The sequence below is a fragment of the Sporosarcina sp. FSL K6-2383 genome, assembly GCF_038618305.1.
In the GTDB taxonomy this organism is placed as follows: Bacteria; Bacillota; Bacilli; order Bacillales_A; family Planococcaceae; genus Sporosarcina.
In genome coordinates, this window is record NZ_CP152017.1 from 3628259 (window position 1) to 3653788 (window position 25530).

Below are 25530 nucleotides of genomic sequence, written 5' to 3' on the forward strand. Positions count from 1 at the left end.
GCTGCTAAACCCAGTCAGGTTCAACAGCCTCATTTTTCTTACGCCGGGAAGGTTACTTTCCCATCTTGATTAACTAATTCCGCAACGTTATTTAACACATACGGCGTATAGGTTGATAGTAGCGATGCAGAGCCGATACCTGTTAACACACCGACACCATATAAACAATGCTTAGAGAACTCCATATCGATAGAAGTATCACCGACATGGATCACTTCATCTAATTCGATGTCATATTGGTTACAAAACACCTGCAATGCTTCTACATTCGGCTTTCGCTCGTACAGATCAGCTGTCGCGATAAAATCCACGTATTCCAACAGCTGAAGAACCTCCAATATGTACTGTGTAACATCGTAATTATCAGCTGTCACAATCCCAATCTTTAGACCACTTGATTTTAACTGTGCAAATAACTCCGTCAAGTCACAAACAGGTTTGATTTTCTCAGGGTTCTCTTTAATTTTCCGATAGTAAAAATCATTCAGTTCTTTTAAAATCCAGTCAAAATCTACTGCTAATGTATTGCTAATAATTCGGGCTAAATCTGCTGATGTTTTTCCAGCAAGTGCACTGTCTTCACGAACCGTTTTCCCTTCAAGTCCAACCTTGAATGCTAGTTCTTCAAGTTTACTTTCTTGATTGTAGATTTCCGTAATATTCTTTAAAAATTCGTAAGTTGAATCAATCCATAAACTATTAAATTCGATTAATGTACCGTCTTTATCAAACAAAATACCCTTAATCATTTACATATACCTTCATAAGCTCTAGCAGCTGCCCCCATGTATGAAGCGATGGACGCTTATCATTAAAATAAATGGGATTTGTAAAGCCATAAAGTGTGCCATCCTCTTTTCTGACATTTACTCGAATATAATGATAAGTATTTTCGTCCCAATCAAATCCGAAGCTAGACTGATTGCCTGACTCTTTCGATACCATTCTACCATCGACAATCCACTCGATTTCAACAGGCTCATGCGACTGAACTTTGGCTTCTATTTTACCTGTTCGTAGATTGCATTGGTCGCCAGCTATGAATCTGTCAAGTTGGAAATTGATCTGTTCACCTCTTGAAACGAAAACATGTCCTTTTTTCAAGGCCTTCATAAGATTATGAATCGACAGCCCTTCACAATAAACAAATGTTCCCGGGTCTCCGATGAGAGAAGCTTCTTCACTCCCCTCATATCTTTCATCCGGTTTCAAGTGGGAGTCCGATCCACCCACTCCAGTAATTTTATGACCATCCTTTAATAAGATATCCCAAGCAGTCAATGCCCATTCCGTTGCCTGTGGGTTATCCGCATAGGTCGGATCATTCCAAATTTCAAGCGTGTCCACTTTATGCAACGGTGTATCTTTCAACAGCCATTTCCATTCGGTTAAGAATGGGTGGTTAATCGAAATAAGCGCATTTCCATAATGACCGTTAATAATTTTGTTCATGCCTTGCTCAGTTAACATATCTTCTAGTCGATTTTTAACAAAAGGAGATGTATTCGTATTTACTATATTGAAATGACCGAGTGGCGCTGTCACTTCTATCCCGGGCAATACCAGTATGGACGAATCATTTACCCAAGAGGTTGGCACAATATTATGATCGGTTGCCACAAAAAAATCCAATTGCCGATTTTTTGCACTTACCATATTCTCTTCTCTTGTCATTTGTCCATCTGAATAGATTGTGTGCGTATGAAGGTCGCCCTTATACCATCTTGTTTCAGGCTTTATCACTTGCTCAGAGCTAGTAGTAGCTAGTAAAAGAGTACCTTCATCTAATTGATTCCAATATAACTCATCTTCCGAATGGGCGTTGCTTTCACCATTAAATTGTACTTCTAAAAATGGTTTTCCCATCTCTTCTTGTTGCTTCACTACAGCAATGAAGTCAATTGTCCATGTTCCCGCTGCAATGGAGCCTCCGATTGTATATGGACTTGTGTCCTTTGGTTGTTCATGAATCATGACTGGCTGCGGTGTTTTCCCTGTTAAATATTGCGCGCGTAATTGTCCGATCGAATCATATACCAAATAAGTACCCCAAATACTTTGAGTATGGTGGAGTTGCAAACTAATCGATTGGACATGTTCTGCAACATCCATTGTAAACTTCTTATTCAGTATCTTTGCGCTGGAATCATCCAGCAGCTCTATTTTGACCGTATCTTGAATCATGCACTCACCTCATCTGATTTATTGATTATTGTGGTTGTCCAATGCTTCCTGCGCTACCTTTTTCGCTTCTTTCAACGCTTCCTCTACGGAAACATTTTGCAATTCTACTTTATCTGCCGCAATAGAGATGGCATCGAAAATTTTCCCACCAGTTGGATCTACAAAATCTGGTGAACCCGTCAATGCTTGTTTATATGGAATTCCTGCATAAGGATTTGCTTCGATGAATGCTGCATATTCTGGCACTTCCATTGCAGATTCACGCACCGGAATATAGCCGATATGCTCCGCCCACTCCACATTCACCTCTGCACTTGAGAAATAACTCATAAATTTATAGGCAGCTGCAATTTCTTCATCACTATTAATGGCTGGCACAGCCATAAACAATGCACCTACAATAGGAGCTGCTGCATTACCATTCAAACCTGGTTGTGGAATCGAGTCAATAACTGTGAAGTCAAGATCCCCTTTATCTCCTGATGAACCCGTGTATCCAGCTGCTTTCCCAGCCAATACTTCATCGATTGTTTTATACCAGTATTCCCAGCCCTGTCCACCAGAATTGACTTTCATCGTTTTGTCATCGTGAATTTGCTTACGCATAAATTCCCAAGAATCCATCCAAGCCTTGCTATCGATTAATACTTCCTGACCATCTTCACTGATTGTTTCTCCACCATTACTTAGTGCAATATCGATTAAGTTTCCGCTCCCCCACATCGGCAAATGACCGTATTCCACTACACCTTGTTCCTGTAGCATTTTAGACGTTTCAGCTACATTTTCCCAAGATGAAAAGGCTTCTTTCGGATCAATTCCTGCTTGCTCATAAATGTCTTTTCGGAAATACATGACTTGCGTTGTCCCGTAAGCTGGTAATGCATATAATTCGTCGCCAACATAGGCTGCGTCAATAAATACATCTAGGAAATCCTCTTTATCGTAGATACTATCTTCACCTGCATACTTATTTAATGGTGCTAAAGCCGATTTACTCGCTAAATCTACAAGTGAACTAGATTCTGTGATGAATAAACCCGGTGCGTCCTTCGCAGCAATCGCCGCTTGCAACTTCTGGTAAGTTTCGGAATAGCTTGCCTGAGGAATCGCTTCAACAATTACTTCATCCTGCGAATCATTGAAACCTTTGATAATTTCTTTCATTTTTATATCCGCTTCACTACCAAGACCATACCAAAACTCAATTGTAACGGGACCTGTAGATTCTGTGCCCGTACTACTTTCGCCTGCTTCACTTGTACACGCTGCTAATATCATCATTGCCGACACGATAAACACAAATAAAAGATTCTTCTTCATTTCAACCACTCCTCATTTTTTATTTATCCTTTTAAGCCATTGTCACTAATCCCTTTAATAAACCACTTATTTAACAAAACAAACAATAGTAAAAGAGGTACAACAGTTAACACATTCGCCGCCATGATTAAAGGCCAAGTATCGGCAAATGATCCTACATTCGTGAAAAATCGGTTAAGTCCAACTGTAATCAAATACTTTTCCTGGCTTTTAACAATTAAAGAAGGCCATAAATAATTGTTATACATCGACACAAAGCTAATTAAGCTCGCAATAAAAATAGTCGATTTACACATCGGAATCATAACCTTCAGCAAAACAGTAAAATCATTAGCACCTTCGGATCGAGCAGCTTCAATCATTTCCTTTGGTACTTGTAGAAAGGCTTGACGCAGCAAGAAAATAGTAAAGACACTTGCAACGTTGGATATCACAATACCGGTCAAAGAATCTAGTAACCCCATTTTGGAGAGCAATATATAACTCGGTACATAAGTAGCTGCGGCCGGTAGCATATACGTAATTAGTATCGAATTGAATAACAGTGATTTCCCTCTAAACTTTAGCTGTGTCAGTGCATAAGCAATCATGCTCGATAGAATCACTTGAAGGACAACAATACAAACCGAAGTAATAGCACTATTGAACATATATAGCCAAAATGGCGCTAGCTCTAGTGCGCCTGCAAAGTTACTCCATTGCAGCGTTTCCGGAAAAAGTGTTAAGGGTACTGAAAATATTTCTTCTGTAGTTTTTAGAGAACTTAACATCATCCAAATAAGCGGGAATACCATGATCAGACTAAGAATTATTAGGAAGGTGTAGCGAAAAAAAGATTTGGATGTGTGAAGCATTTCATGCATTTTCTACGTCCCCCTTCCCTTAATAATGGACCCATTTTTTCGATGTGTAGAATAAGAGAAAAGCAAGTACACCCGTTAATAACACGATTAGCGTTGACAGCGCTGTAGCCTGCCCCATATTAAACTGCTCAAATGCCATCTGGTAGTATAAATATAATAGCGTCCGCGTACTACCGGCTGGCCCTCCCTGCGTCATAACCTGTATTTGATCGTAGGCCTGAATGGCATCAATTAGAGAGATAATAATTAAAAACAAAGTAGTAGGCGAAACTAATGGGATTGTAATGAATCGACTATTTTGCCACCAAGATGTCCCTTCAATATCCCCTACCTCATATAATTCACCAGGAATTTTTGATAATGCATCTGCATAGAAAATCATTGCCCAGCCCGCATTTTTCCAAATAGATACGATAATAATTGACCACATGGCAGTATCAGAATCTGTTAGCCATGATGGCTGTGGTAAATGGAGTAAACCCAATAGCTGGTTTAACAAGCCGACATCCGGTTGAAAAATCCATGTCCAAACAATCGACATGGCAACCATCGGTGTAATCCACGGTGAGAAGAGTAAAGATTTCAGTAACGTGGAGCCCTTCATAACATTTTTCAACAAACTAGCAAATAATAGACCAAAGATAATCGTCGGTATAACTGTCATCACACTGAAAAAAGCAGTATTTTTTAGTGCTGCATAGAAATTATCACTTGTTAGTATCGTTTGATAGTTCTCTAGCATAACGTGGCTATATTCTGGACTAATATAATCCCAATCCGTCGTACTCAACCAAAGGGATACAAACATTGGGATAAACCAAAATGCGAGCAATGGAATTAGCGGAATGCCTACAAAAAACAGTAATAATCCATAACGTCTTATTAACTCCACTAGTAAGCCACCACCATATCTTTAATGATCGATTTCCCCGTTTTTTTATCAAACAGATGTACTTTATGTGGGCTGAATTTAATCAGCAAATGCTGCTCTTGAATAGTTAATTCGTTCTGCACACGGACGGTTAGCTTTTGACCATATATTTCTCCGTATACAAATTTATCTGCCCCCATCATTTCAACACGATGAATGGTCAATTTAATAGCAGTGGGATCATCTGTCACCTCGATATCCTCTGGTCGAATCCCCGCTATTACTTCACCAAGACTCTCTTTTTCTAACAGTAAATCAATAATTTTCTCATTATCGATTTTGAGTTCAGTTTTAGTTGCATTCACCGTTAAAAAGTTAATGGTCGGCGAACCAATAAAACTCGCCACAAACATATTAGCGGGATGCATATAAATTTCATCTGGTGTACCGACTTGCTGGATCTCACCATCTTTTAACACAACAATACGGGATGCCATTGTCATTGCCTCGGTTTGATCATGTGTCACATAGACAGTCGTTGTTCCCAGCTGGTTATGTAATTGAATAATCTCTTCACGCATTTGAATACGAAGCTTGGCGTCTAAATTTGATAGCGGCTCATCCATTAAAAAGATATCAGTATTACGCACGATTGCCCTACCTAATGCAACACGCTGACGCTGTCCTCCAGATAAATCTTTCGGCTTACGTTTTAAATAGGCGGTGAGTCCTAACTTCTGTGCAGTTTCCTCTACACGTTCTTTTATGACCTTTTTATTTTCTTTTCTAATTTTCAATCCGAATGCAATATTATCAAATACATTTAAGTGCGGGAAAAGTGCATAGTTTTGAAATACCATTGCGATGCCTCGATTTTTGGGAGGGACATCATTCATGATCTGTCCATTTATCGAAAGCTCTCCAGCTGTGATGCCTTCCAAACCAGCAATCATGCGTAAAGTTGTTGATTTTCCACAACCTGATGGACCGACTAAGACTATGAATTCTTTCTCAAAGATATCCAGGTTGAAATTTTCAAGGATCATTTCTTGACTGTTGTCATATTGTTTACTGATATTTCTCATCGAAATTTTTTTCACTATTTTCCTGCACCTTCTTTTGCTTTAATTTGATTTTCTTTGATAATCCTCTCAAATCAAACAATACACAACAATTGTAAATATAAATAAAGAATAGTGTAAAACTAATGTAAATTGTTGTGTTATTTCGACACTATATATTCCACGAAACCCCTTCGGCTATCCTTTCGAAACACTTTAATGTGTTTTGAAAAGAATATGTCATTCTATTTCTTAACCTTTTATTTTTTTGAAAGTTGTTTATAGTTATAGGTAACAGCATCCTACTATTTCCTTTTCCAATAGGCGGATCTATCTTCTAAGAATTGAGGGATTATATGTTAAAAAATGATCGTTATAACTATATAATGACTTATTTAACTAAGTATAAATCTGTGAAAGTGGTGTCATTAAGCGGTTTGTTAAATGTTACACAGGAGACAATTCGAAGAGATCTAGAATATCTAGAACAGCTAGGAGAAATTGAACGTGTCCACGGCGGAGCTGTTTTAAAGAATAATAATATACAAGAAACGAATTTCACAGTACGAGAATCTATTAACATTGCAGAGAAAAAGATGATTGCGAAGCATGCAACTCAATTTGTCAAAGAAGGAAGTTTTGTATCTTTAGATGTCAGTACAACAAATACAGAAATTGCGAAAGAACTCGTACATAGTTTTAATTCATTATCCGTTATTACAAACTCAATTATTATCGCAACCATTTTAAGTGAAAATCCTAACTTTAGTATTTATTTCCCTAGCGGTAAAATTAGAAATTCAGAGCTATGTATAGTAGGCGATTCCTGTGTTACCTATATTAAAAAGTTTAATATTGATATTTTTTTTATGAGCGTTAGTGGACTATCGTTAGAAAAAGGATTAACAGATTATGGGTATGGCGAATATGAGGTAAAAATGGCTATGCTTCGAAATGCCAATAAAGTATTTGTTGTAGCTGATCATACGAAATTTGATTCCATTGCTATGTTGAATATCGGGAACTTACAAAGTGTGGATGGTATTATTACAGACTCCAATATTAGCCAACAACTGCTTGATAAATACGAGAAACATGATATTAATATTTTTAGCTAAATTGTCAAGTCCAGCGTGGCAAATAATTCATGCATATCTTAGATAAAATCACGAAAAAAGAAGCCTTTTCGCAGTTAATTGAACTGTCGAATGGCTTCTTTTTTCAGCTTTTAATAACGTAGTCCATGACCAAGTTTGTAGACATTGCCATCGCTATCCTTATAGGCATAGCTGAGGCCTTCAGGCATATACTTGTCCTTGTCATAGCCCGGTACATCATTTCTCGATACACACTCACCATTCTGATAAACAGCAATGACTTGATCGCTTGCAGGCAATGTCAATGGTAGAACGCCTGCAGGATTACTATTTCCTGCGATCACTTCAAACTGTGCATTGTAGAAGGTATCATATCCAACGATTAATGCGTCCGCCAATGGTTCAACATTTCCTAGTAACCATGGCAATGTCACATTCACACTAATGACTACTTTTCCACCACGGCTATGAATATTGTCTGCCACCTCTTGTAGATGATCCATGCCCGTTAGAGTTGTTTCTTGATACAATGAACCATCCAAACCTGATACTACTTTATCTTCACAAATATCAAGTTCTAATAATCCTAGTGTTGCATCAAAATAGGATCCGGACTTTGGATGTATGAACATGATCGCGACGTCAGCTTCTACATAGTTATCAGTCAACGTAAATTGCCCAAGCTCTAAACATTCTTTTCTTGCCTTTTCAGTGTAAGCAGTTGCTCGTGTCGTATCCTTATGCAATACTTCCACGTAAACCTTTTTATTCGCCAGCTTTTCAGCTGTTAAAGGCAATGTCTGCTGTTGATTTTTAAGGACGGTAACAGATTTTTTATGTCCCTCATAAGCTGCATCCCAATTCGCTTTGTTACTAACGACAGCTGTCGCCGATTCTGGTGAATTATACGTACGATCATCAAAAAGACCTAGCGTGAACATTTCCGTAAGGAGTCGGACATTCGCTTCATTAATCCGTTTTTCACTAATCCAGCCTTTGCTAACGGCTAATTTAAGATTTTCGATATCTCCTGTATCCGCAACGATATCTGTTCCAGCGTTGACAGCTTTAGCAAAACGTTCCGCCTCGCTCAGTTCTTCAACACCCCAGCTCATCTTATTGACGATACCACTATCACTATTTATATAGCCTTTAAATCCAAGTTTATCTCTTAGAATATGGGTAATGAAATAATGATTAAATGTGAAGCCTACCTCTTCGAACGGAATATCTTCACCTTCGAACTCTTGGACGACACTTTTCTTAATACTTGGGATAGAATAATACGGCATGATTGACGATGTACCATATTTTATTGCTGCTCTAAACGGCGGCAAATGATACTTTTCTAGGCTTCCTGGAGTCGGGTACAGGTTCCACTTTCCTTCTACATAATGGGGATCAAATCCATTTTCCCTAGCTCCACCACCCGGGAAATGCTTCGTTGTCATCGCAATACTATCTCTTCCTAACTCTTCACCTTGGAAACCTACAACAAGGCGACCAATCGCGTCAGAAATAAATTCTGGATCTTCTCCAAACGTACCGTATGTCCGCTGCCATCTTGGATCTGTAACGGTATCCGCCATATACATATACCCTTTTCTTATCCCCGTAGCATTCCATTCTGCATGAGCAATTTTAGCAAATTCGCTAATCAACGATGCGTCTCCACCGTCTTTAATATCTCCTTGTGCTGCCGCTGCAAGTCCTAAAGTTCCAGGCCATGTAGAAAAAATACCACCCGCATCATTCATTCCAAAAATAGGTTCAGCATTTTCATTTCTTGAATTAGACGCTATGATAACTGGGATACCTAAACGCGTTCCCTCAGCAACTTCATTCATTTTATTAACCCACTCCGCCATTTCAGCTGGACTAAAGTTATCTCTTAAAATGAAGTGCCTTAAATTTCTTTTCGCAATCGTATGTGTGGAGCCATAAATTTTGGATGCAGCGAATATATTTTCGCCCTTTTCTACAACAGCATCATCCAACACACCATCATGACTGGTCTTCTCCTTATCTTCCTGAGCAAGTCCCATCTTACGTGAATTAATGAGCATCATCCCAACCTTCTCGTCGATGTTCATCAATGACACTAAGTTTTCTGCACGCTCTTTCGGGCTCAAACGCCAATCCTTATAAGGTTCTAGCTTCCCGCTATTATTCAAGTCTTTAAATTTTAATCCATCCACTTCAATGATGTTCTTGACTCTGACCTCTAGATTGGGTTGTTTATGGTTCATTCCCATTTTAACGCCTCCTCAGTATAGTCTTGCCCTAGTTATTCCCTTGCTCTATGCGCATTGAATTTGATAACGCTTTCTTTTATACTATAAGAATAACAGCAAAAAATTAAAAATATATAGCGTTTATTGCTTAAAATATTGTAAATGTTGCTGTGTAGGAGATGGTGTCATATGAAGCAATCTGATTTAATTCCAGTCGTCAATAAAGGGTTTGAAATAAATTACTTTAGTAAAAAAAATCATTCCCAAGGTTGGTTCAAAAAATTTAACGAATCATCTGAGGACTTTTCCCAATGGGAGTCTTTATTCCAATTGCACAGGCATGATGTTTTGGAGGTTCTTGTCTTTTTAAATGGCGAGTGTAAATTCTTTTGTGAAGGGAAGACATATTCCTTGCGGCGAGGAGACGTTGTGGTCATCCCTCCTTACGCTGTACACAAAGCTACTGTTAAGCATATGGATAGTTACGAACGCATAATTGTTAGCGTGAGCGAGCAGTTAATGGACGACTTTCTATCCAGCTCACCATCTATGAAAGAAAATATTGTTAATCAAAAGACACAAAGCTCGCACGTATTGCATCTGCATGAAAAAAAACTCCAAGACGTACATTTTCTACTCAATGAAATAAATCATAAAATTATAAATGAAGAAGAAAACTTTCCTTTCACCATAAATTATCAGTTGTTTCAGGCTCTTCAAATACTCTTTGATCCCACAAGTAGTATGCCCAACCTTAGCAACAACAATAAACTAGACCAACGATTCGTATCTATACTAGAATATATTGAATTACATTTGACTGAACCGGATTTAAGCTTAGACAAAGTATCTACTCATTTTCATTTGAATAAATACTATTTCTCTCATTACTTTAAAAAGAACATGAACCTCCCCTTTTACCGTTATGTATCACTGAAGCGTCTATCCTTTGCTGTAACGATGATTAAACAAAATCAGCTCCCCATTGAGGAAGTAGCCTTGAAATGCGGTTTTCTAGATTATTCAAGTTTCTATAGGCTCTTCAAAAAGGAATACAATCTTTCACCAAAAAAGTTACAAATGGAATATAAAAATTAATGTCTGTTGATTAACCAAACTTAATCAAATAATGTGCAATCTAAGTTCAATCGCTTTTTAGTTCGCTTTGGATGAAACAACTTCTATACAATAACCGTGCTATTTTCATGTATGGGGATGCGACTTCGCCGCATCCCCATACATTATTTTCGGCAATCGTATGATGGTAGTTCATCCGTCGCTCTCCAAAAACGTAGATACACGAAGTGCTAATATTTTTTAGGACGAGGGAATAGAGGGCTTCTTAACTAGAGAGGGCCGCCAAAGATACAATTTTGGCGGCAGAAGCTATCTTCATCATTTCTACCATTATTATTTTAAACCCTATCATTTTCTTCTAAAGTGTTTCGCAACATGAAAAAGTAAGGCTGTTTTCGTATAGATTGTTGCTTTTTTGACCAGACTGTTAAAATGTTGATACAATACGGTTAAGAAGGCGTTCAAGTATGTGGACAGATGTATATGAAGACTTCAGCGATTTAACCAAATCAGAGCAATTGGCATTGTTTAAAGCAATGAAACAAGACTTATTTCCAGATGACCCCGATAAAATCACATCACTACTCAAAAGCATTCGTGAAGCATGCTTTGCTTCTGGTTTGGGTTGCGTTCATTGTGGGAGTAAATCAGTCAAACGTAATGGCAAATATCGCTCAAGACAACGGTACCTGTGTAGTGATTGCGATAAATCTTTTAACGATATGACAAACACGCCATTTTCAGGCTCACATTACCCCGAGAAGTGGGTCAAATACATTGAACTGATGGTTGAAGGCTATACACTGCCGAAAATCGCCAAACGCCTACAAATCCATATATCTACGGCTTTTTACTGGAGACATAAAATCCTGAATGCATTAGGAAGCCAAGGCTTTAATCAACTACAAGGTATCGTTGAAAGTGATGAAACCTTCTTTCGTGAGTCCATGAAAGGAAAGGAAATCACTCACAGAAAAGCGAAAAAACGTGGGGAGAAAGACGAAAAGCGTGGGATATCCAACCTCAAAATTGCCGTTGTGGTCGCACAAGACCGAAATGGAAGTGTGATTGCTCGTATTGCGGGAAGAGGTCGCCCCAAAGCCGAAGAAATTGACACGGTGATAGGTGAATACATTCACCCATCTGCTTTGCTATGTACAGATACAGCCACGAACTACAAGAAGTTCGCCAAAATAAAGGGACTCAAGCACGAAACGGTAAATGAACGTCAAAAACAGCGTGTTAAGAAGGGTATCTATCACATCCAACACGTCAACAACTTCCACAATCGTTTAAAGGCTTGGATGGTACGTTTTCAAGGAGTTGCCACTAAGTACCTTGACAACTACCTTTACTGGTTCCGTTGGCTTGAAATAGACAAACAAATAGCATTTGATGAACGAGTCAAACAAATGCTTGTTTCTGCTTGTCGAAAGTCAAATTACTATACAGTAGAAATGTTAAGATGTCCTTAAAGGTTAATTATTAGGGTCATATTTGTTGCTTCCAGGAAGTTTCTTGATTTTATTCCAGGCTTCAATTGCTTCTGCACGAGTTTTACCTTGATTCTTCGGGTCAGCAAAAAAGTCACGAGTGAATTGATTGTATTCAAATTGAGGTGCAATCTTTTTCTTGAATGTGGGGTCTTTCTTTCGTTCTTCTTCCTCATACCAAGCATTTACAACATCACGATACGTTTTTCCTACGTTACTTTTAAAGTAGTTTTGGATATACGTTGAAAAATGAAATTTGGGAATAGTCGCCTTGAAAAAGGCTCTTACATCTTGACTACAACGATGGTTTTCAGTAATAACTGTATCGAGACTTAAATCAACTTGTGGTTTTATTTTCTTGTTTATACTTGATTTTCTGATAGTTTTTTTTATCTCTCCTGTTTGAAGAAATGTCTCAATCCTATCTGAAATCTCTATTTTCGAGCCAGAAGAACTAATTCCGCTTTCTCTGCAAAATGCTTGCAATTCTTCTTTTAACCAATAGAAATCTTTAAAACTCTGGAAACTAATATCTTTCGTTAGATTAGGTCTCAATAGAATCACCTCCAATTATACTTAATCACATTATAGAACAACCGTTCCTGAAAATCAAAAATAATAATATCCAATAGCAATATACTTTACGAAAACAGCCAAAAGTAAAGACTTTATTCAATGTCCAATAGTTCCCGAAATTGTATCTTCTGGAACTTACATACTTTTACAATGTCATCTATTCTTTTCTTTTCTTTTCTTTCCAAGTACCTATATTATTCATTTGAGCATTGGAGGTTTGCGACAGGCAATGATGCACAATAGGATAATCGATAACTGCGTTTCCGGTAATGACGGAGTCATTGCTGGAAACATGATTCCTACGGTTATTTTATCGTCCATCCATTGCCGAAAGTAAGCCGGAAATGCCCAAGTCAACAGGAAGTTTTCTGATTCTTGCTTTCTAGTTTTAATTATAAGTAAATGGTTAATAAGCAGACGTGATAAAAATTATAAGTAGGTCGCGTCTAGTACATCACTCATCCAAGCATATCGCCAGTACAAAGAAAGAGCATCCTCATAAACGGGATGCTCTTTCACTTTTATTTATTTAGTTGCCTTGTATTTCTCTAAAAACTCTTTTGCTTTTGCAGCATCCGCGACAAGCTCATTACCTGTATTCACAAGTGGGCTTACTGTAGAAAATGCTTTTTTCTTATTCCCTTGGTAATAGCTTAAGAATTCATCTTGATTGATTGAATAGAGCACTGCTTTTCTTAAATCATCGCTTGTCGCAACTTCACGATCTGCGGTGTTGAAAAGCAAGTATGATACAGCATTGCTGTCATTCTTTTGCAAGAACAGCTTCTCATCATTCTCAACCAGTTCATACTTTGTTTCCGGTACGCCATTGAATAAGTGAATTTCGCCATTTCGTAATGCAGATAATGAACTATCTGCATCTGCGATGAAACGCACAACGACATTTGAAATGAGTGGTTCAAAATCAGTTCCAGGTCGGTACCCTGGATTTTTCACGAAATCAGCTTCGTAGTCATTCTTTTTCACCAAAATGTAAGGACCACTTGCATACAACGTATTGTTATAGCTTGCACCTTCCGTAACGGTATTTTGATCACCGTATGGGATATCTTTGTTCACGTCAAATGCTGCAACATCATAGGTATTAATACTCTCAACTTGTATTTTCGAAACAATTCCCGCAGATTGATGCGCCAAATAATTCAATACTTGTGGGAAAGGTTCAGTCGTTGTCATTTTGATAACTTGGTATTTTCCTTCTTCACTATTTGCCTGTGTTTTATCTTCAACAAGTTCTGAAATTTTTACATCTAGGCCTTCTTCAAGCGCCTCTTTAACCGTCCCACTACCATCTGATTGTTGGACTTGATCGAGAACAGCAAGATCTGTTACAACTTCCGCGTCTTTAATATGCTCATGCAAACTATATGTCCGGTGATCAGGAACGGAGTCTTTGTCTTTCGCCCGGTTCAATGAGAAAATCACATCATCTGCCCCTACACGCTCTCCTGTATCTACAGCTTTCCCATCTGAAACTGCTGCAAAGTTGATATCATCTCGAAGAATGAAGTAATACTCAGAATTTCCTTCAGCAATACTGTGATTATAAGAGAGTGAACCATCTGAAACGACAACATCATCGTCCGTTAAATTGACAAGTCGAACATATAAATTGGTGTTTAACGTATTAATGGATCCGTCATTTCCTTTAACTGGATCAAGCGACGTCAATGAACCCAATGCTTGTTGCGTGATTAAAGGCTCTGTCTCCCTCTTGGACGCATCATTAAAGTCAATTGTTTCCCATGCAATTGCACGTGATTTTGCAAGTCGAACCGTATCTACATTCAGCACTTCTTTATTAACCCCTTGTGCTTTGAAAGAATTATAAAGTGGTGCAATATAAGCTTTCTCTGCAACAAGCTGCTGTTCCAGTTGCTTATATGTCTCTACAAATTGATCTGGCGTTTCTGTACTTGCTTTATCGACTAGTTCATCCACTTTGGAATCGGCCAGAATACTATAATCGCCGCCTGTTTTGAATAAAGAACGGACTGCGTAGTCAGGATTTCCCGTAACTGTCGTCCAACTAGATACAGCAACATCATAATTCCCCGCATCTTGTTGCGCTTTGAAACTACCATAATCAGGCTGGATATTTAATTCTACGTCGAAGCCGCTTTTAGTCAATTGATCTCGAACGATATTCATGTCCTCTTCACTAGAACTCATACCAAGAACTTCAATGACAACCTGTGTATCGTCCTTAACGCCGCCTTTAGCCGGTTCATCTTTTTCATTAACATCTGATTTTGTTTGCACACAACCAGCCAAAACCAATATCAATACGAGTAAGACTGGAAATAAAATTTTCTTCATATGCTTTTTCCTCCTTCAATTGTGTTCGTTTAATCTAACTTCGGATCTAATGCATCCCGTAAACCGTCTCCCAAAAAGTTGAATGACAGCACGAGGGCAATAATCGCAAGTCCAGGAAAAATAGCCAAATAGGAATGGGATTCAAGATAGGTACTACCAATCTTTAGTATATTCCCCCACTCCGGAATATGTGGCTCTACGCCAAGTCCTAAATAACTTAAACTGCTTGTCGCAATGACTGCACTCCCTATTGTCAATGTCGACTTCACAATCATCGGTGCAAGTGAATTCGGCACAATTTGTTTAAATATAATCGAAAAATCCGATGTCCCAAGTGCACGTGCCGAATCGACAAAGTCATAGTTCGATACCATCAATACATTCGCCCGCATCGTTCTAGCATATGTCGGGATGGACCCAACGCTGAGTGCGATAATAAGATTTGTTGTATTGGCGCCAAAAGCTGCAATAATAGCAATCGCCAATAGGATTCCAGGAATGGCATATAAAATATCCAGTAGCCGCATAATGATATTATCCGTTCGATTACTATAATAACCAGCAATTGCTCCTAAAAATCCTCCGATAATGACTGGAATGGCGGTGGAGGCAAATCCAACAAGCAAGGATATTCTTGCACCGAATATGATTCTTGAAAATAAATCTCGTCCGAAATTATCAGTCCCTAATGGATAGGCAAGGCTCGGGCTCTGCAATAGATTTCCATAATCATTATCCACTGCAAGATCATAATCAAAGGTGAATTTGCTAATGACTGAAATGGTAAGCAGCAGGATTATGAAAAACAAGCCCATGACCGCCGTGGAGTTACGTGTAATTTTCAACCACATCGTATTCCACTTTATAATCCTTGATTGATCGCGGCTTCTTGACTTCAGTAGCAAACTATAGCCTAGAATCAGTGCAAAAAGATTACCTGATAAAGCAGTAATTATAGTGACAATCGCAATCAAAGACATCAATGGCGAAGCCGTTGTATCATCTACAAATTTGATCACGAGTATCAATGTAACTACATAAAAAGCTGTGATTCCTATTAAAACACCCATTGCCGGTAAAAATGTATCCGACACATATGGTTTGAATACATTAAGTGCAGATATCGCAATTGCAAAAATCTGCGTGAGCAGCATATAAACGGCAAATGTATACTCCGGTGTTTTTTTCTTATTCAATAAACTAAATGCAAATGCAATGGTGAAAATATTTCCAGTACACAAGCTAAATAATTGAATGAAACCTAGGCGTCTTGTTGCCTTTTGAATATCACCGTATCTAGTTAAATCTCTTTTTACTCTCCAAGTAATGAATACTTGAATAAGCGTGAACACAGCATACGAAATAGAAAGGATAAGCATATTCCTGTTTATATCACCAGTTTTAAAATTGAAACTGTTCGAAAGAAAAATTACCGTCAAGGCCAGGGTAATAATCCATGTGAAAATGGACTGTGAATATTCCCCAGACAATTTTATAGCATGCCCTCTGGTTGATGTTGCTTTCATTTTCACACCTTCTTTACGATTGTTTCATTTTGGAACGAATACGTGGATCAAGGAAAGCATACAAAATATCGATAAGCAAATTGACCAGTGAAATGGTAATCGCAATATAAACAACCCCACCCATAATGGCTGGAATATCCGGAATGAACTGCTTATCAACGATATAGCTACCAATTCCTTTAATATTAAAAACTTTTTCCGTGACTGCCGCTCCGCCCAACATACCTCCAAATAACAGTCCAATGACCGTAATAACTGGAATCATTGCATTTCCCACCGCATGTTTCCATAACACTTGATGTTTGTTTAACCCCTTAGCTTTGGCAGTAATGATGTAATCTTCATGAATGATTTCCAATAAAGAAGAGCGCATCATTCTAGCCACTGATGCCGTCAGCCCTGTTCCCAGCACAATAATCGGCATAATCATCGACAGCGCATTGTTTGGGCTAAACGTAGCAGGCAACCATTGGTGTTTTATCGAAAAGTTCAAGATGAAGATCAGTCCTTGCCAAAAGTTTGGGATGGATAGGCCTATCAGCGCAATGAACATAAATGTATAATCCAGAAAAGAGTTTGGCTTTGTCGCGGAAATGATGCCAACTGGAATGGCGATTAGTATTGCCATCAACACAGAATACATCGCAATTGTAAAAGTGATTGGGAATTTTTTTGCAATGCTTGCTGCTACATCTTCATTGCCGGCAAAAGATGCACCCAAATCGAATGTTGCAATCCCCTTGACAGCATTCCACAATTGCTGCCAGTAAGGTAAATCCAATCCATACAAATGATTAAATGAAGCTATTTGTTCTTTTGTTGCAGAGACCCCAATAATATTGGAGGCGGGGTCAAATGGTGATATGTATAGTATTGTAAACACAAGAACAGCAACACCCGCAATAACAAAAATACTTTGTATAAGTCGCTCTACTATATATTTAACAAACGGATTACTGAGCAAAAAAAGAAGAACATACATGAAAATACCAGGAACAAAAGAAACTAGTAAAAAGGAAGATCGAGCAAATAGCGACTCAAAATAGCTGGAATAGCTCGGCTTGCCTATCCCTTTTTGTCCAGTAATCTCATCCGTCTTTTCAATAGCCTTCTTTTCAAATTGTTCTTCAGCCAGTTGAATCGCTTGCTGATTTGTTTTCTCTATATTTTCCTCTTCTCTAAAGAAAACTTGTTTCTTTAGCAATTGCTCTTTATACAAACCTAGTAATTCTTCCTTATAACCAGCCGCAATCATCTCGCTCCTCACTTCTGCCAGAGAAGAAAAATAGGTGTGATCCTTTCTTTTAAATAAGTAGAATAAATAAGTGATCAAGTGAATTGGAATACCGGCTAGTAAAAGCAGATACTTATACATCCATCTCCCTTGCATCTTTCGATGGGATTGTTGAAGGATATCCGACACCACTTGCTTCATTTAATAAAACCTCCTCCCTAAATTGCATTATCCCTACCTGTAAACTATACTATATGTAAAGAGATTAATATTGTCAATTCTATTATCTTTTCTTACTAAATATGTCAACAGGAAGGTGTCTACATTGGATACTGTTTTAAAAGTTACCGATTTGCATGTCTCCTTTGTATCCCAAGAGGAAGATTTCAATGCAGTGCGCGGTGTTAGTTTCGAAGTTAAAAAGGGAGAGACACTAGGAATCGTAGGTGAGTCGGGTAGTGGTAAAAGTGTAACGGCCCGCTCTATCATGCGTCTTCTACCATCTCCCCCTTCCTATATGAAAGAAGGCACAATTGAATTCCAAGGTCAGAACCTTACGCTAAAAACGGAAAAAGAGATGGAAAGCATTCGCGGACGAGATATTAGTATGATTTTTCAGGATCCGATGACATCTCTTAACCCAACAATCAAAATTGGTAAACAGATTGCTGAAAGCTTGATGAAGCACCAAAACCTTTCAAAGCGAGAAGCTAAAAAGGAAGCGCTAGATTTACTAAAAGTAGTCGGTATTCACAATAGCGAAGCTCGGTTCAATCAATACCCTCATGAATTTTCGGGAGGCATGCGCCAACGTGTCATGATTGCCATGGCACTTGCCTGCCGCCCTTCTCTACTGATTGCTGATGAACCGACAACTGCGCTAGATGTAACGATTCAAGCCCAAATTTTAAATTTAATGAAAGATATGCAAGAACGTTTCGGTACATCCATCATCTTAATTACGCATGATCTTGGTGTTGTTGCTGGGATGTGTGATCGTGTTGCTGTTATGAAAGATGGAGAAATTGTAGAAACGGGTACAACAAATGAAATTTTTGAAAATCCACAGCATGCTTATACAAAAAAGCTATTGAACGCACTGCCAAGATTAGATGAAAAGAAAAAGACCAAAAAACCTCCCCGTATTAAAGAAGGCTTAGATCCTGCTAGCCCTTTACTTGAGGTAAAGTCCTTAAAGCAGTATTTTGATGCCGGAAAAGGAAACTTGACGAAGGCTGTGGATAGCATCAGCTTTCATATTCGACCTGGTGAAACACTGGGACTCGTTGGCGAATCTGGTTCAGGAAAATCGACAACAGGCCGTGCGATTTTACGTCTTCATGAGCCAACCGATGGTGATGTACTTTATCAAGGAATGGCAGTCAATCGATTATCAAAAAATGAAATGAAAACGATGCGGCGCCATATGCAAATGATTTTCCAAGATCCCTATTCATCCTTGAATCCGCGCTTCAAAGTACTCGATATTATCGGTCAGGCACTTGATATTCATCGCTTAAGTAAAAATAATGAAGAGCGTAAAAAGAGAGTAGAGGAATTGCTCGTCATGGTCGGCTTGGAACCGTCGCACGCTATGCGGTACCCACATGAATTTTCAGGCGGACAGCGCCAACGAATCGGCATCGCACGTGCATTGGCCGTAGAGCCAGACTTCATCGTCTGTGACGAGCCTTTATCAGCACTCGACGTATCGATCCAGTCACAAATCGTAGAATTACTAGAGGACCTTCAACATCGTCTGGGGTTAACCTATCTGTTCATTGCCCATGATTTGTCGATGGTCAAACATATCAGTGACAGAGTCGCAGTTATGTATGCTGGAAAAATTGTTGAACTTGCCGAAAGTGAAGAGCTATACAACAATCCGCAACATCCGTATACAAAATCATTACTGGCCGCCATTCCAATTCCAGATCCCCGTATCGAATCGAAGAAAAAGCGAGTACTGATGGAGGAACAAACGACAGAAGATCGCTACCAACTGGGGAATTCTGAATTTGTGGAGGTATCCAAAGGGCATTGGGTGGCTGTTCCTATTAAATGATTTGACACAGCACTTGAAACTAAAAAGTAGCCTCTTCGCAGCTAATTAAAACTGTAAAGAGGCTACTTTTTTGTCTCGTTGACCAACCAAAATTCATCTCACACTTCTCACTGGACTACACGCTTTACTTGATTGAAGAGGAAGTCTTCTTTCGGTAACTGGCCCTGCAGCGAAAGTTATGATGCCCTCGTCACTTTCCAAATAACTCCAGTACGTGGAACAGCCGCCGCTCCAGAAAACAAACCGAAATCTACTACATAAAGTGTGCCATTTGCGTCGAACACGGCATCAATAGGTCGTTCAAATCCGCCCCCATTTGTTTCAGAAGCTGGCAGACCAGATCGATTCAATGCAAACCCATGTACTTGCCCTGTTTGCATGTCGATACGAGAAACGCGATGGCCGACACGTGGGAGTGGTTTCCCTCCTGTCGTACCTGGTGCATTCGCTCCAAACTCGGCAATAAAAACATCCCCAATCGGCGCGAATGAAGGGTTGTCATTAAAACTGAAGCCCATCGTAGCAGAATGGGCCGGAAAGTTGGCAACCGGATGTGGGGGTTGCATTGGATGTTCCCTTAACAAAAAGCTTGGTTGAGGTTTTCCCTCGGGTTGGAACTGGGGTAACGTAACTGGTAACCCTCCGGTGAAATCGGGAAATCCATACCACAATCCTGGACGAATCCATTGAAATTCATCTGGAGAGTTGGCGACCGGGCGGCTTCCCCGAACATCCATCCCATGATTAGCGGTAAACAATCGATTGAATCGATCGAACCGTAATCTAAAAGGATTTCTAAGACCCCATGCAACGAGCTCAAGCTCCGATCCATCAGGATTTGCCCGTAATATGCTTCCGCTTGCGCGATTGATTCCATCCACCATTTTCCCCGAGTATGTTTCGACTCCAAAAGGTACATATGCACCGGTAGTGACGGTTCGATTTTGAAAGCTCTTTAAAAATCCGGATGTTTGAAAGTTTTGGCCACTTAGAGTAATCCTGCTACCGGGATAATCATGAAAGAAAGGATGCTCCTTCACCCAATCATTGTCCTTCCCTACAACACCACTGTTAGTAGCGGTGCCTTGACCAAAATACATTTTTCCATCGGGGCCGAATATCACTCGATTATTATGATGATCGCCATTACTTGGTAGCCCTTCGATAATGTCCTTTTTCGATCCATCAGGCTGGATGATTGTGACATAGCGACGATGTGCAACATAGATATTCCCTTGATATTCAGTAATTCCTGTTAATGGTGGATGGAATCCATCAGCTATTGTAATAAAACCATGCTCCGTCAGTTTTAACACCTTTCCATTCCCATCCGTTATTCCCGAATCAGCAACGAGCATTTCTCCCTTGCTCGTAAAAGTGACATTAATAGGTGTCGTTAACCCCGTTGCAAACACATCTATCGTATAGCCAGGTGGCAACAGGATATCTTTAGGTTCTAGTTTTCGTTGTGGATTTTTATGTTGATTTGAATGAGCCTGATTCTGAAATCCCTGTTCAGACATAGACGCCTATCCCCTCTCTCCATATTCCTTATCACTTTATGCAGACGCCCACCTATCCGCTACCTATAACAGTCACAGAATACTTCTTGAAAAATAGTATAAGAATAGGGCTTGAGATTTGAGTGATATTGAACAGTTGGAGATTTATAGGGAAGGAAGAGGGGGTGGGATCATGTCTTTTACGAAATCTATTCCAACGCATCCAAAGGATATTCATCGAATACTTACTAGCTGGTCGTCTACAAAAAAGCTGCTTTTTATGGCGTTGATGGCAGCGCTTGCAGCGATTTTACAATCAGCTGGGGGATTTTTACCTGGTATCGGATACGCCATTAGTCCCTTCGCTACCGCTCCTATATTGTTAGTCGCCTTGATGGCCCTGCGCTCAGGGATTTTCACTTATATCGTAACCATCTGTTTATTAGTATTGATTGAGCCAAGTGAGCTAGTTATTTTCCCCTTCACTACCGGATTGCTTGGATTAGGGTTGGGGTGGTCATTCCACTTGCTAAGTAAGCGCACGGAAATTATCATAACGAATGCTTTACTATTAAGTATAGGGATTTGCACCCCATTGTACGTATTCGGCTTTCCTGTTTTCGGCCCAACCGTCTCCTCTTCATTCAATCCAGCGGTCTTGCTTATTATTTTCATCTTTTCACTTCTCTATAGTTGGCTTTGGATGGAATTAGGTTTATTTATTCTTCGTAGGATTAAAGCCATCTTAGTGCTGAAATAGTGTTTAGATTGATTCTAAAAAACTTGAGCAGTAGGATTATTTCTCACTGTTTCCAACAGCTGGAGGCGCTTGATTTCCATAGCCATTTTGTTTCTGCGGGTTCTGATTTTCCTTAGGCTGCTTAGATGCCGGGTTTTGATTTCCGTTATTGGAATTTTTATTTTCCGATGCGGGATTAGATAATTTCTCCTTCTCTGTTGGAGAATGCTTCAGTTTTTCATCCTGCTCATTCTTCGGCTTTGTATCAGGTTTTTTCAGTTTCGGATCTTTAAGCTCATTTGAATCCTTCCGTTCTTCATTTCCATTGTTTTTCTTGTCAGCAGGTGCTGAAGGGACTGATTGCTTATCCGGTTTTTTGAGCTCATCTTGACCTTTTTGCTGATTTCCTGAATTTGTTTTATCGTCATTGATTTCTGTTGATGGTTTCTTTTCATTCATCGGAGTGCCTTGTTGACTTGCCTTGAATTTGTGAATGGACATTTCATGCTGATTGGCCTTCACTCTTTCCTCCGCTGTACCTTCGCCAATTTCGATAGTCAATTCTTGATTCGCATTTCGTACTTCTCGAACTGCACTTTCAACAATTCCTTGCACCTTCTGTTGATTTTTGGCGTTTGGAAAGATTGTCGTAATTATTACATTGTTTTCTGCTGATAATTCCGTTACAGCTGTGTCTAATACTGTACTGATTGGCTGGCCTTTCCAATCGCCAAGTTTCTTTTCGTGTTCAATTGGCTTATCGTTCAAATAACGTAAGGTAATGACCTCTCCAGCCTGATTGACACCAAACTCCAATGCCATACCGTTTTCTAATTGAACATAAGCCATCACTTTATCATTCATGGGAAATAAAGATGCTACGATGGCAAGTAGAAGCATTGCAGCAATCATCACTGCTCCAGCGAATCGCGGCTTTACTTTCATACCAAAAAGAGCAGGAGTAAAAACAGGATGAAAGTCGACTTCTTCTCCAATATCTGGTGTTTTACCAATTGGAATGCCCCGTAGAAAATCGCCTTTATCCGTTAGGAATACAGTATATTTATTTTTCTTTTCGCAAACAACGCCTCTGTATGTCCGCATCATATTAGTTCCCCTTTTATATATTCCTTTATGTACACAAAATGACTATTCAGTAGTAACGTCACTGCGATTATATATTTTCTATGTCGTTCTATCGTTTTTCTCGAAACCTCAACAGTCGATTCAAGTTCTTTCATCGGCAATCTTTTATTTGCCATAAGATAAGCATAAAAATCCGGTGTTTCAGCTATGATTTGTGCAATCTGAAAGGCTGTCTTCCTTGAATCTGTATGTTTCGGAGATGACTTGGAAAGCTCTTGAAAAGATAAACCAAAGTCCTTTAACAGTTTGTTATATTCCATGATCTCTTCACGGCGTTCTGCTGCTTGTTGTTCACTCGAATAGGATACAATCGATGCTTGATCAAATACGTAACGTTGAGCATCAGAGGCTGCCGTTTCATCTTCACCTTTCAGTAAGTGAATCGCGCCATTTCTTGCTGCTTCTTTTCGAAAATGATCGATCAATCTCCTCTTCATAATCAAATGTGAAAAGGTCGTCAACGATGAGTTGTCTTCGGGATTGAACTGCACAATCGCTTCATAAAAAGCACTCATTGCTATACTAAATTCGTCATCATGCTCATCGACAAATCGTTTGCATACGAAAGAAGCCGTTTTTTTAATGAACGGAGTAAATGCGATAAGAAGGTCATCCATAACCTCCTTATCGCCTCTCTTTGCCTTCAATACAAGCTCATTCAATGCTGTATCAGACTTCTTATTGAATATTCCTTGTATGATAGACAAAAACATACATACCCCTCCGTTCCCATTCAATCGCGTTGCTCTTGATTGTAATGGGTGCAGCGAAAAATGAAAAGAAGTTTGCTAGAAAGTAATTAGTTTTTCTTTTCTTTTCCCACTTGCTTTTGTTGTTCTTTATTCGCTTTACGTTCTGCTTTTAACGCCTCACGCTCTGCTTTTTGAGTTACTTTCAATTCTTCTCTTTGTGCTTTATGCTGTGCATTTAATTGTGCTTGTGGAGCTTTTTCTTGTTTCACTTTAGCTGGCTTTTCTTCTTTTACTGGCGCTTCTTCCTCAACTGCTTCTTCTTTCACCTCTGGCTGTTCAGGTACGACAGTTTCAGGTTGCTCAGGTGTTTCAAGCTCCGGCTGTTCATCGGTTTCTGCTTCTGCCTGCTTATTCTCCCATTTTTCAATGGAACGCTCCATGTTACGTTTAATAGCTGCTTTTGCTGTTGGATTTTGGACCTGTTCATAGGCTTTTGCAAGTGCAACAAGATTTCCAGCAGTATACCCTTCTGGAATTTCTGGAAGTACACTTTCCTCTTCCGTTGTTGCTTTATCCTCATTATCTTCGCTTTCCACTTTAGGTAATTCCACAGTTTTAGTTGAATTGTCCGCTACATCAGTAGTCGAACCCTTTCCAAGCTGGCGAAGATCAAGTGTTTCAGACGCTTTTTCATCCGCCCATGCATAGCTCGTCCCAGTTACTGTTAATCCCGCAATTAGCAATGCTGCTCCCGTTTGTTTCCACTTCTTTTGCATTTTAAATCACCTCAACATTTTTTTTGCCCTTTTTGGACATACCAGTTATTCGTATAGGATTCTTTTTTTGAGGGGGTCGATGAAAACTTTTTTCTAGGAACATACTAAAATATTTATATTCGTATGCTTACCTAAGATTTAAGAACAATCTTCCAGTATTCCTTTAACAAGGCACCATATTAAAATGGGAGCTCTTTAATGTTCAATAAATGTCTATCAGTGTTTACAATATTATGCTACCATTATTTTTAAACGTTATTAAATTAAAATAGAAGGTTAATATATAAAGCCATATAGGGAGTTGGTATTTTGGTTGACAAGGAAACGCAGATAAAGGTACTACTTTATGGAAACCCATTCGATTTTGCATGCAAAACTCTTGGCGTTGAAAATATGAGATATCATCATTACTCCAAAGTGTTTACGGTTAGCCAAGAGGAAGTATATGCATATACTGAAGTCAATGGCATCCCACAAAGTGATTCAACGAGCAAAGATTCTATGGGTGAAGGCTTCCATTACTTTGAAGAGGAAGCTAAATGGTATACCTTTTTTAGAGAGAGAGGTTCCATCTACCATGAAAAAAACTTTGATGATTATGAGCTCGGTAAAAAATATATAGTCCTTACATTGCTACAGTTAGCCGGTACCGGACTCTATTAGTAGCTGTTTTTAACAATCTGGCGCGATCAACATTACGATCTCTGTCACTAAAAGCTTAGTGCTTTAAA

Annotated in this window: 21 protein-coding genes; 6 read left to right on the top strand and 15 right to left on the bottom strand. The window is 39.1% G+C overall.

What is annotated here, in order from left to right; genetic code table 11:
- Positions 1-38 precede the first annotated feature (38 nt).
- Genes MKZ10_RS18295 through ugpC form a run of 6 tightly spaced genes read right to left on the bottom strand, consistent with a single transcriptional unit; the run spans position 39 to position 6341 of the window.
- Entirely contained in the window at positions 39-749 is a 711-nt protein-coding gene (locus MKZ10_RS18295) for an HAD family hydrolase (RefSeq protein ID WP_342506617.1), read from the bottom strand.
- Positions 742-2184 (bottom strand): CehA/McbA family metallohydrolase, encoded by a 1443-nt coding sequence (locus tag MKZ10_RS18300; protein WP_342506619.1) that lies wholly within the window; start codon positions 2182-2184, stop codon positions 742-744. Before MKZ10_RS18300 ends, MKZ10_RS18295 begins: the two co-directional genes overlap by 8 nt.
- A gap of 18 nt (positions 2185-2202) precedes the next feature.
- Complete coding sequence (locus MKZ10_RS18305; protein ID WP_342506621.1) at positions 2203-3507, bottom strand: ABC transporter substrate-binding protein; 1305 nt, start codon at positions 3505-3507, stop codon at positions 2203-2205.
- Positions 3508-3530: 23 nt separating this feature from the next.
- Positions 3531-4370, bottom strand: coding sequence for a carbohydrate ABC transporter permease (locus MKZ10_RS18310; RefSeq protein WP_342506624.1), 840 nt, complete (start codon positions 4368-4370; stop codon positions 3531-3533).
- A gap of 19 nt (positions 4371-4389) precedes the next feature.
- Complete coding sequence (locus tag MKZ10_RS18315; RefSeq protein WP_342506625.1) at positions 4390-5262, bottom strand: sugar ABC transporter permease; 873 nt, start codon at positions 5260-5262, stop codon at positions 4390-4392.
- A complete protein-coding gene (gene ugpC, locus MKZ10_RS18320) occupies positions 5262-6341 on the bottom strand; it encodes a sn-glycerol-3-phosphate ABC transporter ATP-binding protein UgpC (protein WP_342506627.1) in 1080 nt (359 codons plus the stop codon). Before ugpC ends, MKZ10_RS18315 begins: the two co-directional genes overlap by 1 nt.
- Before the next feature lie 317 nt (positions 6342-6658).
- Between ugpC and MKZ10_RS18325 the strand changes: the two genes are divergently transcribed.
- A complete protein-coding gene (locus MKZ10_RS18325) occupies positions 6659-7420 on the top strand; it encodes a DeoR/GlpR family DNA-binding transcription regulator (protein ID WP_342506629.1) in 762 nt (253 codons plus the stop codon).
- 110 nt (positions 7421-7530) lie between these two features.
- Here the strand turns inward: MKZ10_RS18325 and MKZ10_RS18330 are convergent, their stop codons facing one another.
- A complete protein-coding gene (locus tag MKZ10_RS18330) occupies positions 7531-9654 on the bottom strand; it encodes a glycoside hydrolase family 3 N-terminal domain-containing protein (RefSeq protein WP_342506631.1) in 2124 nt (707 codons plus the stop codon).
- Between the two features lie 168 nt (positions 9655-9822).
- On the opposite strand from MKZ10_RS18330, the gene MKZ10_RS18335 reads away from it, so the two are divergent.
- Together MKZ10_RS18335 and MKZ10_RS18340 are read left to right on the top strand one after the other, a co-directional pair.
- The gene (locus tag MKZ10_RS18335; RefSeq protein ID WP_342506633.1) at positions 9823-10731 is read left to right on the top strand and encodes an AraC family transcriptional regulator; all 909 of its coding nucleotides are present in this window, start codon (positions 9823-9825) and stop codon (positions 10729-10731) included.
- Positions 10732-11177: 446 nt separating this feature from the next.
- Positions 11178-12185: an IS1595 family transposase gene (locus MKZ10_RS18340; RefSeq protein WP_342506635.1), complete on the top strand. Its 1008-nt coding sequence runs from the start codon at positions 11178-11180 to the stop codon at positions 12183-12185.
- Between the two features lie 3 nt (positions 12186-12188).
- Here MKZ10_RS18340 and MKZ10_RS18345 read toward each other — a convergent pair whose 3' ends face one another.
- The 4 genes from MKZ10_RS18345 to MKZ10_RS18360 all read right to left on the bottom strand — a co-directional run bounded on the left by MKZ10_RS18345 (position 12189) and on the right by MKZ10_RS18360 (position 18035).
- The gene (locus MKZ10_RS18345) at positions 12189-12758 is read right to left on the bottom strand and encodes a DUF6434 domain-containing protein (protein ID WP_342506637.1); all 570 of its coding nucleotides are present in this window, start codon (positions 12756-12758) and stop codon (positions 12189-12191) included.
- A gap of 546 nt (positions 12759-13304) precedes the next feature.
- The gene (locus MKZ10_RS18350; RefSeq protein ID WP_342506639.1) at positions 13305-15119 is read right to left on the bottom strand and encodes an ABC transporter substrate-binding protein; all 1815 of its coding nucleotides are present in this window, start codon (positions 15117-15119) and stop codon (positions 13305-13307) included.
- A gap of 29 nt (positions 15120-15148) precedes the next feature.
- The gene (locus MKZ10_RS18355; protein WP_342506641.1) at positions 15149-16645 is read right to left on the bottom strand and encodes an ABC transporter permease; all 1497 of its coding nucleotides are present in this window, start codon (positions 16643-16645) and stop codon (positions 15149-15151) included.
- A gap of 13 nt (positions 16646-16658) precedes the next feature.
- A complete protein-coding gene (locus MKZ10_RS18360; protein WP_342510278.1) occupies positions 16659-18035 on the bottom strand; it encodes an ABC transporter permease in 1377 nt (458 codons plus the stop codon).
- A gap of 169 nt (positions 18036-18204) precedes the next feature.
- On the opposite strand from MKZ10_RS18360, the gene MKZ10_RS18365 reads away from it, so the two are divergent.
- A complete protein-coding gene (locus tag MKZ10_RS18365) occupies positions 18205-19944 on the top strand; it encodes an ABC transporter ATP-binding protein (protein ID WP_342506642.1) in 1740 nt (579 codons plus the stop codon).
- A 176-nt stretch (positions 19945-20120) separates the two neighbouring features.
- On the opposite strand, the gene MKZ10_RS18370 is transcribed toward MKZ10_RS18365, so the two are convergent.
- Positions 20121-21467, bottom strand: a complete 1347-nt coding sequence (locus tag MKZ10_RS18370; protein ID WP_342506644.1) for a hypothetical protein — start codon at positions 21465-21467, stop codon at positions 20121-20123.
- A gap of 172 nt (positions 21468-21639) precedes the next feature.
- On the opposite strand from MKZ10_RS18370, the gene MKZ10_RS18375 reads away from it, so the two are divergent.
- Complete coding sequence (locus MKZ10_RS18375; RefSeq protein WP_342506646.1) at positions 21640-22206, top strand: hypothetical protein; 567 nt, start codon at positions 21640-21642, stop codon at positions 22204-22206.
- A 36-nt stretch (positions 22207-22242) separates the two neighbouring features.
- On the opposite strand, the gene MKZ10_RS18380 is transcribed toward MKZ10_RS18375, so the two are convergent.
- The 3 genes from MKZ10_RS18380 to MKZ10_RS18390 all read right to left on the bottom strand — a co-directional run bounded on the left by MKZ10_RS18380 (position 22243) and on the right by MKZ10_RS18390 (position 24799).
- Entirely contained in the window at positions 22243-23292 is a 1050-nt protein-coding gene (locus tag MKZ10_RS18380) for an anti-sigma factor domain-containing protein (RefSeq protein WP_342506648.1), read from the bottom strand.
- The gene (gene sigI, locus MKZ10_RS18385; RefSeq protein WP_342506650.1) at positions 23289-24044 is read right to left on the bottom strand and encodes an RNA polymerase sigma-I factor; all 756 of its coding nucleotides are present in this window, start codon (positions 24042-24044) and stop codon (positions 23289-23291) included. The genes MKZ10_RS18380 and sigI overlap by 4 nt, the downstream gene beginning before the upstream one ends.
- 86 nt (positions 24045-24130) lie before the next feature.
- Entirely contained in the window at positions 24131-24799 is a 669-nt protein-coding gene (locus MKZ10_RS18390; protein ID WP_342506652.1) for a hypothetical protein, read from the bottom strand.
- A 309-nt stretch (positions 24800-25108) separates the two neighbouring features.
- Here MKZ10_RS18390 and MKZ10_RS18395 point away from each other — a divergent pair, with 309 nt between their 5' ends.
- Positions 25109-25462: a hypothetical protein gene (locus MKZ10_RS18395; protein ID WP_342506654.1), complete on the top strand. Its 354-nt coding sequence runs from the start codon at positions 25109-25111 to the stop codon at positions 25460-25462.
- Positions 25463-25530: the final 68 nt, after the last annotated feature.

Excerpts from the sequence above, each read along its gene's own strand:
- MKZ10_RS18295 (WP_342506617.1), bottom strand. The coding sequence starts at position 749 with ATGATTAAGGGTATTTTGTTTGATAAAGACGGTACATTAATCGAATTT.
- MKZ10_RS18300 (WP_342506619.1), bottom strand. The coding sequence starts at position 2,184 with ATGATTCAAGATACGGTCAAAATAGAGCTGCTGGATGATTCCAGCGCA.
- MKZ10_RS18305 (WP_342506621.1), bottom strand. The coding sequence starts at position 3,507 with ATGAAGAAGAATCTTTTATTTGTGTTTATCGTGTCGGCAATGATGATA.
- MKZ10_RS18310 (WP_342506624.1), bottom strand. The coding sequence starts at position 4,370 with ATGCATGAAATGCTTCACACATCCAAATCTTTTTTTCGCTACACCTTC.
- MKZ10_RS18325 (WP_342506629.1), top strand. The coding sequence starts at position 6,659 with ATGTTAAAAAATGATCGTTATAACTATATAATGACTTATTTAACTAAG.
- MKZ10_RS18330 (WP_342506631.1), bottom strand. The coding sequence starts at position 9,654 with ATGGGAATGAACCATAAACAACCCAATCTAGAGGTCAGAGTCAAGAAC.
- MKZ10_RS18335 (WP_342506633.1), top strand. The coding sequence starts at position 9,823 with ATGAAGCAATCTGATTTAATTCCAGTCGTCAATAAAGGGTTTGAAATA.
- MKZ10_RS18340 (WP_342506635.1), top strand. The coding sequence starts at position 11,178 with ATGTGGACAGATGTATATGAAGACTTCAGCGATTTAACCAAATCAGAG.
- MKZ10_RS18350 (WP_342506639.1), bottom strand. The coding sequence starts at position 15,119 with ATGAAGAAAATTTTATTTCCAGTCTTACTCGTATTGATATTGGTTTTG.
- MKZ10_RS18355 (WP_342506641.1), bottom strand. The coding sequence starts at position 16,645 with ATGAAAGCAACATCAACCAGAGGGCATGCTATAAAATTGTCTGGGGAA.
- MKZ10_RS18360 (WP_342510278.1), bottom strand. The coding sequence starts at position 18,035 with ATGCAAGGGAGATGGATGTATAAGTATCTGCTTTTACTAGCCGGTATT.
- MKZ10_RS18370 (WP_342506644.1), bottom strand. The coding sequence starts at position 21,467 with ATGTCTGAACAGGGATTTCAGAATCAGGCTCATTCAAATCAACATAAA.
- MKZ10_RS18375 (WP_342506646.1), top strand. The coding sequence starts at position 21,640 with ATGTCTTTTACGAAATCTATTCCAACGCATCCAAAGGATATTCATCGA.
- MKZ10_RS18380 (WP_342506648.1), bottom strand. The coding sequence starts at position 23,292 with ATGATGCGGACATACAGAGGCGTTGTTTGCGAAAAGAAAAATAAATAT.
- sigI (WP_342506650.1), bottom strand. The coding sequence starts at position 24,044 with ATGTTTTTGTCTATCATACAAGGAATATTCAATAAGAAGTCTGATACA.
- MKZ10_RS18390 (WP_342506652.1), bottom strand. The coding sequence starts at position 24,799 with ATGCAAAAGAAGTGGAAACAAACGGGAGCAGCATTGCTAATTGCGGGA.